The 15057-nt window shown below is 71.0% G+C and carries 14 protein-coding genes; 7 read left to right on the forward strand and 7 right to left on the reverse strand.

Annotated features, from left to right (window positions below; genetic code table 11):
* Window positions 1-347: 347 nt before the first annotated feature.
* On the forward strand, window positions 348-2021 hold the full coding sequence (ctaD, locus tag ACZ60B_RS25915) for an aa3-type cytochrome oxidase subunit I (protein ID WP_469390855.1): 1674 nt from the start codon (window positions 348-350) through the stop codon (window positions 2019-2021).
* The gene (locus ACZ60B_RS25920) at window positions 2018-2422 is read left to right on the forward strand and encodes a cytochrome c oxidase subunit 4 (RefSeq protein WP_469390857.1); all 405 of its coding nucleotides are present in this window, start codon (window positions 2018-2020) and stop codon (window positions 2420-2422) included. The genes ctaD and ACZ60B_RS25920 overlap by 4 nt, the downstream gene beginning before the upstream one ends.
* On the opposite strand, the gene qcrB is transcribed toward ACZ60B_RS25920, so the two are convergent.
* The 6 genes from qcrB to ACZ60B_RS25950 form a co-directional block, all read right to left on the reverse strand.
* Window positions 2340-3926 carry a cytochrome bc1 complex cytochrome b subunit gene (gene qcrB / locus ACZ60B_RS25925; protein WP_469390859.1) on the reverse strand — a complete coding sequence of 529 codons (1587 nt, stop codon included), beginning with the start codon at window positions 3924-3926 and terminating at the stop codon, window positions 2340-2342. The genes ACZ60B_RS25920 and qcrB overlap by 83 nt on opposite strands.
* Window positions 3927-4020: 94 nt before the next feature.
* On the reverse strand, window positions 4021-4440 hold the full coding sequence (locus tag ACZ60B_RS25930; protein ID WP_469390861.1) for a CBS domain-containing protein: 420 nt from the start codon (window positions 4438-4440) through the stop codon (window positions 4021-4023).
* Between the two features lie 66 nt (window positions 4441-4506).
* A complete protein-coding gene (locus ACZ60B_RS25935; RefSeq protein WP_469390863.1) occupies window positions 4507-5232 on the reverse strand; it encodes a metallophosphoesterase family protein in 726 nt (241 codons plus the stop codon).
* Window positions 5229-5495, reverse strand: a complete 267-nt coding sequence (locus ACZ60B_RS25940) for a BON domain-containing protein (RefSeq protein ID WP_469390865.1) — start codon at window positions 5493-5495, stop codon at window positions 5229-5231. Before ACZ60B_RS25940 ends, ACZ60B_RS25935 begins: the two co-directional genes overlap by 4 nt.
* Window positions 5492-6166, reverse strand: coding sequence for a nucleotidyltransferase family protein (locus ACZ60B_RS25945; protein WP_469390867.1), 675 nt, complete (start codon window positions 6164-6166; stop codon window positions 5492-5494). The genes ACZ60B_RS25940 and ACZ60B_RS25945 overlap by 4 nt, the downstream gene beginning before the upstream one ends.
* A 480-nt stretch (window positions 6167-6646) precedes the next feature.
* Window positions 6647-7825, reverse strand: coding sequence for an ANTAR domain-containing protein (locus tag ACZ60B_RS25950; protein ID WP_469390869.1), 1179 nt, complete (start codon window positions 7823-7825; stop codon window positions 6647-6649).
* A gap of 358 nt (window positions 7826-8183) precedes the next feature.
* Between ACZ60B_RS25950 and ACZ60B_RS25955 the strand changes: the two genes are divergently transcribed.
* Together ACZ60B_RS25955 and ACZ60B_RS25960 are read left to right on the forward strand one after the other, a co-directional pair.
* Window positions 8184-9374, forward strand: a complete 1191-nt coding sequence (locus ACZ60B_RS25955) for an amidohydrolase (RefSeq protein WP_469390871.1) — start codon at window positions 8184-8186, stop codon at window positions 9372-9374.
* Between the two features lie 121 nt (window positions 9375-9495).
* Window positions 9496-10959 (forward strand): aminotransferase class I/II-fold pyridoxal phosphate-dependent enzyme, encoded by a 1464-nt coding sequence (locus ACZ60B_RS25960; protein ID WP_469390873.1) that lies wholly within the window; start codon window positions 9496-9498, stop codon window positions 10957-10959.
* A 30-nt stretch (window positions 10960-10989) separates the two neighbouring features.
* Here ACZ60B_RS25960 and ACZ60B_RS25965 read toward each other — a convergent pair whose 3' ends face one another.
* Entirely contained in the window at window positions 10990-11487 is a 498-nt protein-coding gene (locus ACZ60B_RS25965; RefSeq protein WP_469390875.1) for a DUF5709 domain-containing protein, read from the reverse strand.
* A gap of 271 nt (window positions 11488-11758) precedes the next feature.
* Here ACZ60B_RS25965 and ACZ60B_RS25970 point away from each other — a divergent pair, with 271 nt between their 5' ends.
* The 3 genes from ACZ60B_RS25970 (at window position 11759) to ACZ60B_RS25980 (ending at window position 14772) form a co-directional block, all read left to right on the forward strand.
* Window positions 11759-12850 carry a carboxylate-amine ligase gene (locus tag ACZ60B_RS25970; protein WP_469390877.1) on the forward strand — a complete coding sequence of 364 codons (1092 nt, stop codon included), beginning with the start codon at window positions 11759-11761 and terminating at the stop codon, window positions 12848-12850.
* Window positions 12851-12914: 64 nt separating this feature from the next.
* Window positions 12915-13601 (forward strand): HAD family hydrolase, encoded by a 687-nt coding sequence (locus tag ACZ60B_RS25975; RefSeq protein ID WP_469390879.1) that lies wholly within the window; start codon window positions 12915-12917, stop codon window positions 13599-13601.
* A 109-nt stretch (window positions 13602-13710) separates the two neighbouring features.
* On the forward strand, window positions 13711-14772 hold the full coding sequence (locus ACZ60B_RS25980; RefSeq protein WP_469390881.1) for a YihY/virulence factor BrkB family protein: 1062 nt from the start codon (window positions 13711-13713) through the stop codon (window positions 14770-14772).
* Window positions 14773-15057: the final 285 nt, after the last annotated feature.

A 15057-nucleotide genomic window follows, 5' to 3' on the forward strand; every position in this document is an offset into this window, starting at 1 on the left:
TCGATCCTGATCACCCCCCGGGGCCCGTTCCCGGTGCTTCCCCCTCCGTGCGGAGCCGCACCACGCGCAGCGTCCGCGGGAAGCACGCTCTGCGCGGCACCGGGATGCCGCGGACGACGACCGGTGGCCCCGGCCTCGAGCGCACCGGCGGCGAGGCGTGGCGGACGTGATGAACGACCGGTTCGCGATAGCGTCTTCGCAAAGTGGGCAGACATCAGCTTGTCCGCCATGTCGCTCTTCATCGCTTTCGCTGGGACCGGCGTGCGCCCTGTGCGGCTCGGTTTCCCGGACCGGCAGGCGGCGCGACCTCGGTGCGGCTTCCGGGCTCGGCCCGGTTGAGGAGGATCATGAGCGGACCGTTGCAGCGTCTCGCCGAGGCGCCCACGCCACTCCCAGCGCCGGCACCGACGGGGCGCCGACTGCTCGGCTGGCTCTCCACGACCGATCACAAGGTGATCGGTCGTCTGTACATGGTGACGGCGTTCTGCTTCTTCCTCCTCGCCGGGCTGTTCGCCCTCGCCATGCGTGCCGAGCTCACCCGTCCCGGCATGCAGTTGATGAACCAGCACGCCTACGACCAGCTCGTCACCATCCACGGCACGATCATGATGCTGCTGTTCGCGACCCCGATGTTCGCCGGGTTCACGAACGCCGTGATGCCGCTGCAGATCGGCGCCCCGGACGTGGCGTTCCCCCGCCTGAACGCACTGTCGTACTGGATGTACCTGTTCGGTGGACTGATGGTGGTCTCCGGGTTCCTGGTGCCGGGTGGTGCGGCCGCCTTCGGCTGGTTCGCCTACGCGCCGCTCAACAGCGCGTACTACTCCCCCGGCGCGGGCGGGGACCTGTGGGTGATGGGGCTGGTGGTCACCGGCGTGTCGACCACGCTCGGCGCGGTCAACTTCGTGACCACGATCCTGTGTCTGCGCGCCCCGGGCATGACCATGTTCCGGATGCCGATCTTCACCTGGAACGTGCTGTTCACATCGATCCTGGTGCTGCCCGCGTTCCCGGTGCTCACCGCCGCGCTGCTCGCTCTGGAGTCGGACCGGAAGTTCGGATCGCTGGTCTTCGCCTCGGCGAACGGCGGGGCCCTGCTGTGGCAGCACCTGTTCTGGTTCTTCGGGCATCCCGAGGTGTACATCGTCGCGCTGCCGTTCTTCGGCATCGTCTCCGAGATCATCCCGGTGTTCTCGCGCAAACCGATGTTCGGGTATCTGCCGATGATCGGGGCGACGATCGCGATCACCATGCTGTCGGCGGTGGTGTGGGCTCACCACATGTTCGCCACCGGAGCGGTGCTGCTGCCGTTCTTCTCGCTGATGTCGCTCCTGATCGCCGTGCCGACGGGGATCAAGTTCTTCGCCTGGCTCGGGACGATGCACCGGGGCTCGCTCTCCTTCGAGACCCCGATGCTGTGGTCGCTCGGCTTCATGGTGACGTTCCTGCTGGGCGGGCTGAGCGGGGTGCTCGTGGCGTCGCCGCCGATCGACTTCCACGTCACCGACTCGTACTTCGTCGTGGCGCACCTGCACTACGTGCTGTTCGGCACGGTGGTCTTCGCGATGTTCGCCGGGTTCTACTTCTGGTGGCCCAAGTTCACCGGCCGGATGCTGGACGAGCGGCTGGGGAAGTGGCACTTCTGGCTGCTCTTCCCGGGCTTCCAGACGACGTTCCTGGTGCAGCACTGGCTGGGTGCGGAGGGAATGCCCCGCCGGTACGCCGACTATCTCCCGGACGACGGGTTCACCCTGCTCAACACGGTGTCGTCGGCGGGCGCGTTCCTGCTCGGGGTCTCCACGCTGCCGTTCCTCTACAACGTCTGGTACACGGCCCACCACGGGCGACGGGTCCAGGAGGACGATCCGTGGGGCTTCGGCCGCGGGCTGGAGTGGGCGACCTCCTGCCCGCCGCCGCGGCACAACTTCGTGGCGCTGCCCCGGGTGCGCTCCGAGTCCCCGGCGTTCGACCTGCACCATCCCGAAGCCGCGCGGCTCGCGGAGAAGGAGGGACAGCGGTGAAGGCCGAGGCGATGCTCTTCGGCGGCGTGGCCGTCTTCTTCGGTGGTGCCGCCGCGCTCTACGGTGTGTGGTCGCACTTCGACCCGGCCGGAACGGCCGCGCTGATCGTGGCGTTCGGGATGGCCTCGCTGGTGTCGTTCTTCTGCGCGATGCAGTACGTACGCCGCGGGTCGCGTCCTCAGGACCGTACGGACGCCGAGGTGGCGGACTCCGGCGGGCCGCTGGAGTTCTTCCCGCCGCACAGCCTGTGGCCGGTGGTCACCGCGCTCGGGTTCGCCGTGGCGGCGACCGGGGTGGTGTTCGGGCTGTGGCTGTTCCTCATCGGGTTCGGTGTTCTGGCCCGGGGGATCGCCGGGCTGGTGTTCCAGTACGTGAATCGGGGAACCGGTCAGCAGGAGTGAGCGGCCGGCGCGGGGCGCCCGGCCGGAACGAGGTCACCGGGCGGTGATCGCTCTCGTAGCCGCCGGAGAGATTCTGCCGGACCTCTCCGGTCTCCTCGCCCTCGGTCAGCCGTTCCTGTTCCGCGTGCAGCAGGGCGCGGCACAGCGTGCGGGTGAGGAGGAAGGCGAGGACGGGGGCCACGATCAGGGCGGTCCGCAGGATCCAGGTCAGGGCGTTGACGGAGACCCGGAAGGTCTGCGCGGTGACGTCGTTGCCGCCGGCCAGCAGCAGCACCCCGTAAAAGGTGACGCCCGCCGCGCCGAGGCCGGTGCGCACCGGCCGTTCGCGGGGACGGTCGCACAGGTGCTGTTCCCGCCACCACTCCCCGGTCACCCGCTGTTCGACGAAGGGCCAGGCGTACAGGACGGCGAACAGCAGGCCGGGCAGGACGACGGCGGGCAGCAGCACGTTCCACATGAGGGTGTGGCCGGCCAGGTTCGTCTCCCAGGGCGGGACCAGGCGGAGCGCACCCTCGAGGAAGCCGACGTACCAGTCCGGCTGGGAGCCGGTGGAGGCCTGGTCCGGCCGGTAGGGGCCGTACACCCACACCGGGTTGATCTGCGCGATTCCGGCGAGCACGACCAGCAGCCCGGCCACGGTGAGGGACAGGCCGGTGGAGGAGGCCGTGAACTGGGGGTAGAGGGGTTTGCCGATGACGTTGGAGTCGCGGTGGCCCGGGCCGCGCCACTGGGTGTGCTTCAGGTGGAAGACCAGGATCAGATGCAGGGTGAGCAGGGCTACGAGCACGCCCGGCAGCAGCAGGATGTGCAGGCTGTAGAGCCGGGGCACGATGTCGTGGCCGGGGTACTGGGACCCGAACACGAACATGGCGAGGTAGGTGCCCGCCACCGGGATCGACAGCATGATCCCCTGGGCGATGCGCAGGCCGGTGCCGGAGAGCAGGTCGTCCGGGAGCGAGTAGCCCGCGAAGCCCTCCGCCAGGGAGATCATGAAAAGCGTGACGCCGATGACCCAGTTCAGCTCCCGGGGCCTGCGGAAGGCGCCGGTGAAGAAGACCCTCAGCAGATGGACGCCGATCGCGGCGATGAAGACCAGTGCGGCCCAGTGGTGGGTCTGCCGCATCAGCAGGCCGCCCCGCACGCCGAAGCTGATGTGGAGGGTGGAGTCGAAGGCTCCCGACATCAGGGCGCCGCGCAGGGGGACATAGGGGCCCGCGTAGACCACCTCGCCCATCTCGGGCCGGAAGAAGAACGTCAGCCACACGCCGGTCAGCAGCAGCACGATCAGGCTGTAGAGGGCGATCTCGCCGAGCAGGAAGGACCAGTGGTCGGGGAACGCCTTGCGCAGCAGCTGCCCGGCGCCGTCGTGGACGGGAAGCCGGGCGTCCACGGCGTTCACGAACCGCTCTCCCGGTGGACGGTCCTCGCTTTCCTTCACACCCTCCGCCGCAGGACTCACGAAGCGCCCACCTCTCGACCGTTCCCGCCTCCACGCTCCCGTCATCCGTTGCCCGGCAGGCGGGTGCCGACTGCCGGGCCGACGAGCGACACCCGTGTGCCCGGGCCACGGCACCCGAACGGCGGACGGGCGACGGCCCCTACGTGTTGGGCCGGGCCGCGCTGATCTCGCCCAGGACGGACGCGGCGTCGCGTTCCATCGCGAGGTCGCCCAACGCGAGGATGCCGACCGGCCGTTCGTCCTCGACGACCGGCAGACGTCGTACGGCGTGCTCGCGCATCAGCTGGACCGCGTGGTCGAGACTGTCGTCGGGAGTGATGGTGACCAGGTCCTCGCTGGCCGCCTGCATGACGGTGGTCCGGTCCGGGTCGACGCCCTCGGCGAACGCCCGCACCACCAGGTCACGGTCGCTGACCAGGCAGCGAAGGTGTCCCTCCTCGGTCACCAGGACCGCGCCGACGTCCTCGTCCCGCATCATCCGGGCCACGGCGGTCACCGATGCCTGCGGTTCGACGGTGACGAGGTCACAGGTCATGATGTCGCGTACGTGCTGGGCCATGACATGGCCCCTTTCTCGATGTCCGTCGGTACCTTTCCGCCGACCGGGTGCCCCTGGGACGTGTGGCTAACGCCGGTCCAGGTGGTAAATGTGGAAGGCGCGTCCGATGACCGGCTGGGCGACATTGCGCACCTTCACCCCGCCGCCGGTCATGCCGTGCTCGGTGCCCGAGTGGGCGTGGCCGTGGACGGCGAGGTCGGCGCCCGCCGTGTCGATGGCCTCGGCGAGCAGATAGCTGCCGAGGAACGGGTAGATCTCCAGAGGTTCGCCGGCCAGGGTGTCGGGCACGGGGGCGAAGTGGGTCAGGGCGATCCGCAGGTCGCACCTGTCTCGGGCGAGCTCTTCGAGGGCCGCGCGCAGCCCGTCGGCCCGGCGGCGCGAGTACCGTACGAACTCCTTCATCACCGGTTCGCCGAACTCGCCCGCGCACCGGCCCACGAACCCGCCGCCGAAGCCTTTGCTGCCCGCCACTCCGATCCGGGTGTCCCCGTCGGTCACGACCGTCGCCTCACCCTCCAGCACCCTGGCTCCGGCGCCCCTCAGGATCGCCGTCACCTCCTCCGGATGCCCGTCGTGGTGGTCGTGGTTGCCGAGGACCGCGACCACGGGCACGCCGATGCCCTCGATCTCCCGGGCGACCACCCGCGCCTCTTCGACGGTGCCGTGTCGGGTGAGGTCGCCGGCCAGCAGCAGGATGTCGGCGCATTCCGGCAGAGTCTCGAAGGCGGGGCGGAGCGCACCCCGGCTGTCGGGTCCCATGTGGATGTCGCCGACCGCCGCGACCCGGGTCATGTCAGTTCCTCCGGCTGGTCGGGCGGCGCGGTCCCGGCGACCACGATGTCGCAGTACACCTCCAGGCCCGCCAGCTCCTCTCGGGCGATACGGCGGATCTCGTCCCGGCATCCCGTGGACGGCACCGTCCCGGAGAGCAGGACCGTCCCGCCCCGGACCTCTGCCCTCACCCCCAGCTCGCCGCAGTTTCCCCCGGCCAGCCGCTCGCCGAGGCGGGCGAGGCGATACTCCGGGTTCTGCGGGTCCGGCGTCCCGGGGTTCATCGCTGCTCCTCTCCCGGCACCGGGTCGATGACGTCGAGCCGCTCCAGGAGATGGAGGAAGGCGCCGGGCATCGGCTCGTCCCCGCAGCGGCGCCGCACCTCCTGCCAGTCGACCTTCTCGCGCAGCGAACGGGCCACCGGCAGTACCGCCCCGAAGTCACAGTGGTGCTCGCAGAAGGCACTGCTCAGGCTCACCAGCAGATCGGTCGGTGCCAATACCGGCATGTGCACCGAGTCCACGGGAAGCTCCTGGGCACGGTTCAGCAGCTCGGCGGTGACCGGCCGGTGGGCCAGTTCGAAGATGATGTCGACGTCCTGGCCGAAGCAGGTGCTCTTCAGCAGCCAGTCCTCCGGCGGCACCCGCACGGCCAGCCCGGCCGCGCGCAGCGACTGTGCGACGGCTTCTGCGTCCTCGGGCAGGACGCAGAAGTCGGCGTCGTGCTGGAGCGTGGTGTCACCGCCGTGGGCGTACACCGCCACACTTCCGGCCAGCGCGAACGGATGCCCGGCCCGCTTCAGAACGGCGCCCACCTGTTTGGCGGCCTCCAGAATGGCCTGACTGTGGTCGGGCGGCAGCTGCCGTTCGACGGGCACCGACGCGGCCGCGTCGGACTCCTGGCAGGCCGCCCTTGGGACGGGCGCCCGCGCCGTGCCGCCCTGTCGGTCTGCCATCGAGGGCTCCCTTCGCGTGCGGCGGCCCGCAGTCCCGCAATTGCCCGGCGTACGCCACTTGGGCACCGAACAGCGGCCCCGGCGACCGGGTTCCCGGCCTTTCCGTGCGCACGTGTCGCCGGGGGACCGAACTCGGAGACCGGGTCTCGAAAATCCGTCTCTCCCGGTACCCCTCCTCGGGCAGGCGACACCATTCAGCCCCGCTCCGCCTGGGGCCGACGGGCCGTGTCGGCACCGCCCCGCGCCGGGCGGCTTCAGCGGTGTACCGGCGGCCTGTTCCAGTGCCGATGCGGCCGCTCCCCTCGCCATGCAGACGGCGTGCTCGTGTGCGTCCGGTTTCCGGTCGCCGTTCGGTGGGGTTCTTCCTGACCGTCACCGAGTTGCCGTTCGCGGCGACGGGAAACGGCACGGCGTTCCTCGCGGGCCACCCGGGCCCGGCTCAGGCAGGACGGCCGCTGTCCCTCGCTCGACCTGAACCGTTCAGGGCGCCGCCGGCCGCAGCCACGCCCCGGGCGTGCAGATACTCCAGTGCGTCGAGGACCACGGTGCGCCGGTACCAGGACCGCCAGTCGGCCAGGTCGGAGGCCAGGGTTCCCAGCGCGGTGGACTGCACGGCGGTCGTCCGGGAGCCGGGCCGGGCCGGGCCCAATGCGCGGTGATCACGCCCGTGCGCACGCCGCTGTCGGTGAGGGCGGGCACCGCGTACAGCGCGCGGGTGCCGTCGGCGTACGCCAGTCTGCCCTCCTCCGACTCGGCCAGGGCCGGGTCCGAGGCGACGTCGGCGACGAAGACCGGCTCCTTCCGGGCCCGGGCCTGTCGGCAGAGGGCCGGTGGACCGCTCACCCGGGCGACGTGGTCCCGGTAGGCGGAACCCAGACCGATGTGCCCCTCCAGGACCAGCGCGTCCTCCGCGCCCGGGTCCGTCAGGTGGACTTCCACGGCGTGCGCGTCCGTGAGCACCATCACGTCGTGGACCAGCGCGGCGAGGACCTGATGCCGGTGGTCGGGCCGGAGGTCCGGATCGGTCAGGAGACCGACGGGAGGCGGAGGGGTGTGCAGACGGCCGGGAAACCACCGGGCTCCGTTTCCGGGAGGCGGGGCGGCAGCCAGGGCCGAGGCGAGCACCCGCAGCGGTACGTTGTGGCGCTGGGAGGCCTCCCGCAACAGGTCGAAGGTCGAAGCGGGGTCCGTCAGACCGTACCGCTCCAGCAGTATCCCCTGGGCGATGCCGATGGTCGGCCCCGTGCGAAGCTTCGCCCGCAGGCCGAACACCTCGGTCTGCAGACCCTGCCCTGTCTCGGCAGCCCGCTGTGGGACCTGCCCGCCGGGCGTGAACGCCGTGCCGGGCAGGGCGGCCAGTACCGCGCTGAGCGTGGGATACACCAACAGGCCGGCCGACGACGAGAGCAGAAGCAGCTCGCGTACGTGCGGGGCGGTCGCCACCACCAGAACGGGCGCGTCGGCGAGAGGGCGCGTGGCGAGCGCCAGCACGCGGACGGCGGCCGCGCTGATCGACCGGAGACCGCTCAGATCCAGGACCAGACGCTGTCCGGTCCGTCCGGAGCGTTGCAGGTACGCCGCCAGGTCGTGGGAGAGCGCATCGGCGGCGAGCGAGTCGAGTTCGCCCGAGAGGCAGAGGATTTCAAGGTCGTCCGCCACCGGCCGAACGGTGAGTGTCGTCGCACCGGGCGACGGACCCGCAGCCTGCACAACCATGGGATGATCACACATCGCGGGCGGTCCTTTCGTGGGGATTTCCGCCGTTCCATGCGGCCGCCACCTATATTCTCCGCTTTCTTCTCCACTCGATCATCAGCGCGCGGGGCTCGCCTCGGTCGCGGACGATCACAGAACTCGACGCATGCCCGGGGCTCCCCGACCCGCGTTGGTTCGGTGACCGACAGCGAGATGGCTGCATCGACGCCATCAGGTGTGGTGTGGTCCGCGCGTACCGCGAAACCCGGGTGTCCGAGAGCGCCGATGAAGGCGATCTCGTCTCGCGGATCGGGGAGGACCCATGGCCCGGACAGCTGACGCCGTGTACCGGAGCATCCATGCGGAAGTCACCGGCCGGGCCGAGGACCTGTGGCGGGTGGCGACGGCGCTGCACGCCGATCCGGAACTCGCCTTCGCCGAGAGGCGCGCTGCCGAGCTGCTCGGCGGAGAACTGCGGCGCGCGGGTTTCCGGGTGCAGCCGGGCACGGCGGGCATGCCCACGGCGTTCGTGGCCCGTGCGGGGGCAAGCCGGCCGACGGTCGCCCTGCTGTTGGAGTACGACGCCCTGCCCGGGCTGGGCCATGCCTGCGGCCACAACCTGATCGCCGCCGCGGGCCTGGGAGCGGCGGTCGCCGCCCGTGCCGCGCTGCCCGTCGAAGTCGGTTCGGTGCTGGCCGTGGGCACCCCGGCCGAGGAAGGCGGCGGCGGGAAAGCGCTGGAGGCCGAGGCCGGAGTGTTCGACGACGTCGATGCCGCGCTCATGTTCCACCCCGGTGTCCACGACTGGGTACGCGCGCCTCTGACGGCGCAGGAGCAGTACCGGGTCGGCTTCCACGGGCGGGCCGCCCACCCCACGGGCAATCCCACGGAGGGCATCGACGCTCTGGCGGCCCTCGTCGAGTTGTTCAACGTGCTGTCCGCGCTGGGACGCCGACTGCCGGTGGCCTCGCACATCCAGGGCATCGTGACGCAGGGCGGTACGGCCACGAACCTGGTCCCCGCCTACGCGGAGGGCCTGTTCGGTCTCCGCGCCGCCACCACCTCGGCACTGGACCTCCTGGCCGGGCGGCTGGGCACCTGCGCCGCCGGCGTGGCCCAGGCCACGGGGACGACTGTCACCGTCGAACGGGCCACGGTCCGTTACGAGCACTTCCGTGACAACCTGCCGCTCTCCGACCGCTTCGCGGCGCACCTGGCCCGGGCGGGCATCGTCCTGACCCCGCCCGAGACGGGCGTGTACCTGGGCTCGTCCGACATCGGCAACGTCAGCGGTCGGGTGCCGGCCATCCACCCCTTCGTAGCGATCATGGACGAGGGCGGCTCCGACCACACCCCCGGGTTCGCCGCCGCTGCCGCGTCCGCACGTGCCCGGGACGTCCTCCTCGCGACCACGGAAGCTCTGGCCTGCACTGCCGCCGACGTCCTCGGCGACGCGACGCTGCGGGAGTCGGCGTGGAAGGCCCACGAGCCGGTCGGTGTCGGCGACCACTGAACTCCGTCCGACCGTCCCACCGTCTCGTCGGCCCGCTCCGCGCCCGGTTGTCGTCCTGGCCCCAGGGGTACCCGGCAGGCCCGTGGTCCCCAGCCCGGGCGAATCCTGCTGAGGAGGAAGGATGGACCACTCGCGAGTCCCCGTACTGGAGGCGCTGGCGGAGTTCCGGCGCCGAGGCGATGTAGTCTTCGGGCCGCCCGGCCACAGACAGGGCCGTGGCGTCGACCCGCGGGTGGCCGAGATCCTCGGCATCGACGTGTTCCGGTCCGACGTCCTGACCCTCAACGGGCTGGACGACCGGCGCCAGTCCCAGGGCGTACTCGGTCAGGCCCAGGAGCTGATGGCGGACGCGGTCGGTGCCACTCAGGCGTTCTTCTCCACCTGCGGCAGTTCCCTGTCGGTGAAGACGGCCATGCTCGCCGTCGCCGGCCCCGGCGAGAAGCTGCTGCTCTCCCGCAACGCCCACAAGTCCGTCATCGCCGGTGTCATCGTGAACGGTGTCGAGCCGATCTGGGTCCATCCCGAGTTCGACGGCGAACGGCACCTCGCCCACCCGCCGGAGCCCGACGACGTACGCGACCAGCTGCGTGAACACCCGGACGCCAAGGGGATGCTGCTGATCACCCCCACGGAATGGGGGACGTGCGCCGACATCCGCGGCGTGGCCCGGGTGTGCCACGAGTTCGGTGTCCCGCTGATCGTCGACGAGGCGTGGGGCGCCCATCTGCCGTTCCACCCCGACCTGCCGCCCTGGGGCATGGACGCCGAAGCGGATCTGGTCGTCACCAGCGTCCACAAGATGGGCAGCGCCGTCGAGCAGAGTTCCGTCTTCCATCTCCAGTACGACCGGGTGGCGCCCGAGGCCCTCGAACAGCGCGAGGACCTGCTGGGTACGACCAGTGCCTCCTCGTTGGTGTACGCCTCCCTCGACGGCTGGCGACGGCAGATGGTCGAGCAGGGGCACGAACTGCTGGATGCCGCGCTGCACCGCGCGGGCCGGATCCGCGAGACGGTCGCCGGCCTCCCCGGGCTGCGACCGATGGGACAGGAGGTCGTCGAGGAAGGCCGCGCCGCCTCCTTCGACCCGCTGAAGATCGTCATCGACGTACGGGAACTGGGCATCAGCGGTATGCAGGCCACCGAGTGGCTGCGGACCGAGCGGCACGTCGATGCCGGAGGCTCCGACACCTGCCGTATCAGCGCCTCCATCACCCACGCCGACGACGACGAGACGGAGAAGGTCCTCCTGGACGCCCTGCGGGCCCTCGTGGACGAGGCGGACTCCCTCGAACGCCGCCCACCGGTCCAGCTGCCCGCCCCCGGGGCCCTCGAACTCGAGCAGGCCATGCTGCCGCGCGAGGCGTTCTTCGGGCCGGCCGACCACGTTCCGGCGGAACAGGCGGCGGGCCGCATCGCCGCCGAGATGATCAGCCCGTACCCGCCGGGTGTCCCGGTGGTCGCGCCCGGCGAGGTGATCACCGAGGAGATCCTTCACTATCTGCGCACCGGTGTGGACCACGGCGTGCTCGTCCCCGACGCCTCGGACCCCTCGGTCCACATGCTGCGGGTCGTGGCGCGCACCTGAGAGCCGGCCCGGTCCGGACCCACGCCCGGGTCACCCGTGGCCCCGCTCCTCGGAGCCCGTCGGAGGCAGGGCCTCGTCCGGTACGACGTGCACCGCGGCCTCCTCGGCGCCCGCGGCGCCGCCGTCGATCCCCTTGTCCTCGGCGACCGCCTCCTCGGTCGTGTCCGGGTGCGCCCCCTCGTCCGGCGACACCAGCCGTCCGGCGCGGCGGTCACCGGCCTCGGGATCGCGCGGCTCGCCCTCGCCGCCGGGCAGGTCCCCGATCCCGTCACCCTCGGGTGCCGCCACGTCCGGGACCTCCTGACGCAGCCGCTCGTCGAGGGACTCGCCCTCGCGCTGCTCCGCCGCCGTCGTCCCTGTCCGGGTCACGCCCAGGGGCTTCTCGGGCGGCGAGTAGCCCTCGTCGAGGACATCGTCGTAGGTACGTTCGTCGACCGCGTCCTGGAGATCCAGCGGAGCGGCGTCCTCCTGCTCCTCGTTGCCGCCGACGGGCTGGTAGACGTCGTCCGCCATGTTCTCGTCGCTCATTTCCGAACCTCCTTCGTTCACCGGTGAACCCTGCCTACGCAGTACCGAGGACGGACCGGACCATGCCTCACTTCGACCACCGGAAACCCGGAGACATCCGTGCGTCCGGTCGGCATCGTCACGTTTGCGTCCCGGCACTTGCGGTCACTTGGTCCGCGCAGCACCCCTCTGGAAACGGGGGGTCGTACTCCGGCGCCTTCGGTAACCGCCGGAGACCGAATCCCGTCGCCGCGGGCGGCGGGCCTGCCGAGAGACGGAAGGCGCCACAGAAGTGATCACTCTGGGTGTCGAAGAAGAATATTTGCTGATCGACGCGGTCACCGGTCAGCTGTCCCCGTACGGGGACAAGGTGCGCGCAGTGGCGGGGTTGAAGCCCTTCGTGGCCGACCAGGAGCTCCACACGGAGTTGTCGCAGGCCCAGGTGGAAGCGGTCACGCCCGTCTGCGGCACGCTCGACGAGGTCGGCGGCCATCTGCTGCGGCTGCGGCACGCGGTCACCGCGGCGGCCGAATCGCTCGGCTGCCGGGTCCTGGCCAGCGGCACGCCCCCGTCGCACACCCGGTCCGTTCCGGTCACCGACTGCCCCCGCTACCGGGCCATGCAGCGACAGGCTCCGCAACTGGTGGCCGAGCAACTCGTCAACGGCATGCACATCCACGCCGCCGTGCCCGACCGGCCCACCGGCGTGCAGGTACTCAACCGGATCCGGCCCTGGTTGCCCGTGCTGACCGCGATGTCGGCCAATTCCCCCCTGTGGGAGGGCGAGGACACCGGCTTCGCCACCTGGCGCACCCTGATCTACGACCGGTGGCCGGTCAGCGGCGTTCCCCCTTCCTTCACCGATGACATCGACTACGACCGACGGGTCCAGCACCTGCTGGACAGCGGAGTCATCGCCGACACCGGCCAGCTCTACTGGCAGACCAGGCTGTCCGAGCGCTATCCGACGATCGAGATCCGCTGCTTCGACGTCCAGTTGCGTACCGACGAGGCCGTGATGTTCGCCGGTGTCGTGCGGGCCCTCGTGCAACGCACGATCTGGGACACCACCGGGGGCGAGCCGCAAGGGCAGCCCGATCCGGAACTGCTGGAGGCGGCGATGTGGCAGGCCGCCCGGCACGGACTTTCCGGCGATCTGATCGACCCGGACGGCCGGCGACGACGCGCCGGAGACGTGGTCTGCCACCTGATGCGCCACATCGGCCCGGCCCTGGAGGATGCGGGAGACGCGCGGGAGGTCAGGGCACTGGTGCACCGACTGCTTCAACTGGGCACCGGCGCGGACCGGCAGCGGCAGGCGCTGGCCCGGGGTGGTGTTTCCGAGGTCACCGACATGATCACCGGCATGAGCGGCTCCACCTGACCTGTGACAGGTGACGCGGCTGCCTCCACGCGTGCGGGACGGGCATGGCGGGAACTCGGCGGCCATGGACAACAAGCGCGGAAATCCGGGATCGTACGGGCGGGCAGCCGTGTTCGACGTGGACGGCACCCTTGTCGACAGCAACCATCTGCACGTGGTGACCTGGTGGGAGGCGTTCCGTCAGGCCGGCCACCGGGTACCGACGCAGGCGATCCACCGGGCGGTCGGGCTCGGTTCGGCGGATCTTGTCACCCATCTGCTCGGCGAGGAGGCGGCCGGTGCCGAAGCCGAGGACCTCAGCGACGCGCACACGACGCTCTACGCCCAGTACTTCGAGCGGCTGACCGCACTGCCCGGCGCGGCACGTCTTCTTCACCGTCTCGCCGACGACGGCTGGACGGTGGTCCTGGCCACGTCCGCCAGTGGCGAGGAACTGTCGGCGCTGCGCCGGGCGATCGACGCGGACGACGCCATCACGGCCACGGCGAGCGCCGACGACGTCACCGAGGGCAAACCGGCTCCCGAGCCCGTCGAACGGGCGCTGGAGCTGGCCGGCGTACCGGCGGAACACGCCGTGTTCGTAGGCGACACCGTGTGGGACATGCAGGCGGGCAGCCGTGCGAGCGTGCGGTGCGTGGCGCTGCTGTGCGGTGGCATTCCGCGTACGGACCTGGAGGAGGCCGGCGCCGACGCCGTCTTCGACGATCCCGCCGACCTGCTGGCCTCGCTGCCGAACAGCCCGCTCGTATGAATGCGTCGAGCCCTGTCGGGTCCCGGACGCCTGTGCTCATGACGGCCGGAGCACAGTGTGGTGGGGCCCTGCATGTTACAGGGGCCGTCGGCCGGGAAACCCGGGTCAAATGGCACGGACAGAGAGACGGCACGGGTACCAGGACGAGAGCGGCCCGGGCGACCGCGACGGCAAGGGCGTGCGCACCCCGGAGACGGGGCCGGACGAACAAGTGGAACGACGGGCCCCGGACAGCCCCACGGACCTGCCCGAGGGCTCGTGGGGCGCGGTGCTCAAAGGCACCTTGAAGGAGTTCCGGAGAGACGAGCTGACCGACCGGGCGGCGGCTCTGACCTACTACTCGATCCTGGCGCTGTTCCCCGCGCTGCTGGTGCTCGTCTCGCTGCTGGGCCTGGTGGGCCACTCGGCGATCCAGCAGGTGCTGGCCAACATCGACAAACTCGCCCCCGGCCCCGTGCAGGACATCCTCCGCCAGGCAGTGCAGCAGATGCAGGGCCAGTCGGGGCTCGGCTCGGTCATGGCCATCGTCGGTCTGGCGCTCGCGGTGTGGTCGGCCTCCGGTTTCGTCGCCGCGTTCATCCGCAGCGCGGATGCCGTCTACGACGTCCCCGAGGGCCGACCGCTGTGGAAGGTGATGCCGCTGCGTGTCGGGCTGACCGTGGTGCTGATGGTGCTGGCCGTGATCAGCGCGCTGATCGTGGTGTTCACCGGCGGTATCGCCCGGCAGGCAGGCACGGCCCTCGGGCTCGGCGACGCGGGCCTGACCGTATGGTCCATCGCGAAGTGGCCGGTGCTGGTGGTGCTGGTGACGGCCATGATCGCGCTTCTGTACTGGGCGGCGCCGAACGCGCGGGTCCGCGGCTTCCGCTGGATCACACCGGGCAGCTTCCTGGCCCTGCTGATCTGGCTGGCCGCCTCCGCCGGCTTCGCCGTGTACGTGGCGAACTTCGCCTCGTACAACAAGACGTACGGGACGCTCGGCGGCGTGATCGTCTTCCTGGTGTGGCTGTGGATCACCAACCTTGCCCTGCTGCTGGGCCTGGAGTTCGACGCGGAGCTGGCCCGCCGACGCGCCGTCGCCGGGGGGTACCCCGCCGACGCGGAACCGTACGTCCGCCCGCGCGACACCCGGGCGTGGGACGAGGAGGACCGCCGCCGCCTCGAATCCTGAGACGCCCGGCCTCGCGCCGGCGGCGTGCGGGGCGGCGGCGGAGCACCGGTTCCCGGTGCTCCGACGGGCACTCGACGGCCCACGCCGTACGGGCCGGGAGGCCGCGCCACGGGCACCGGACAGCTCCATGAGCGGTCCCGGGGCGAGAGGCCGTTCACCCCGACCCCGTGCCCGACCGGCCCTGTGATCACGGTCGGCGACGTCGTCGGCCGAGCGCGCCTGCGGTTCGGGTCCCCTCGGCTGCCGGAGACGGGCGGCGGCGGGAGCCATGGACCGCCCGAGAGT

It is taken from the genome of Streptomyces sp. NPDC104096 (assembly GCF_055584385.1).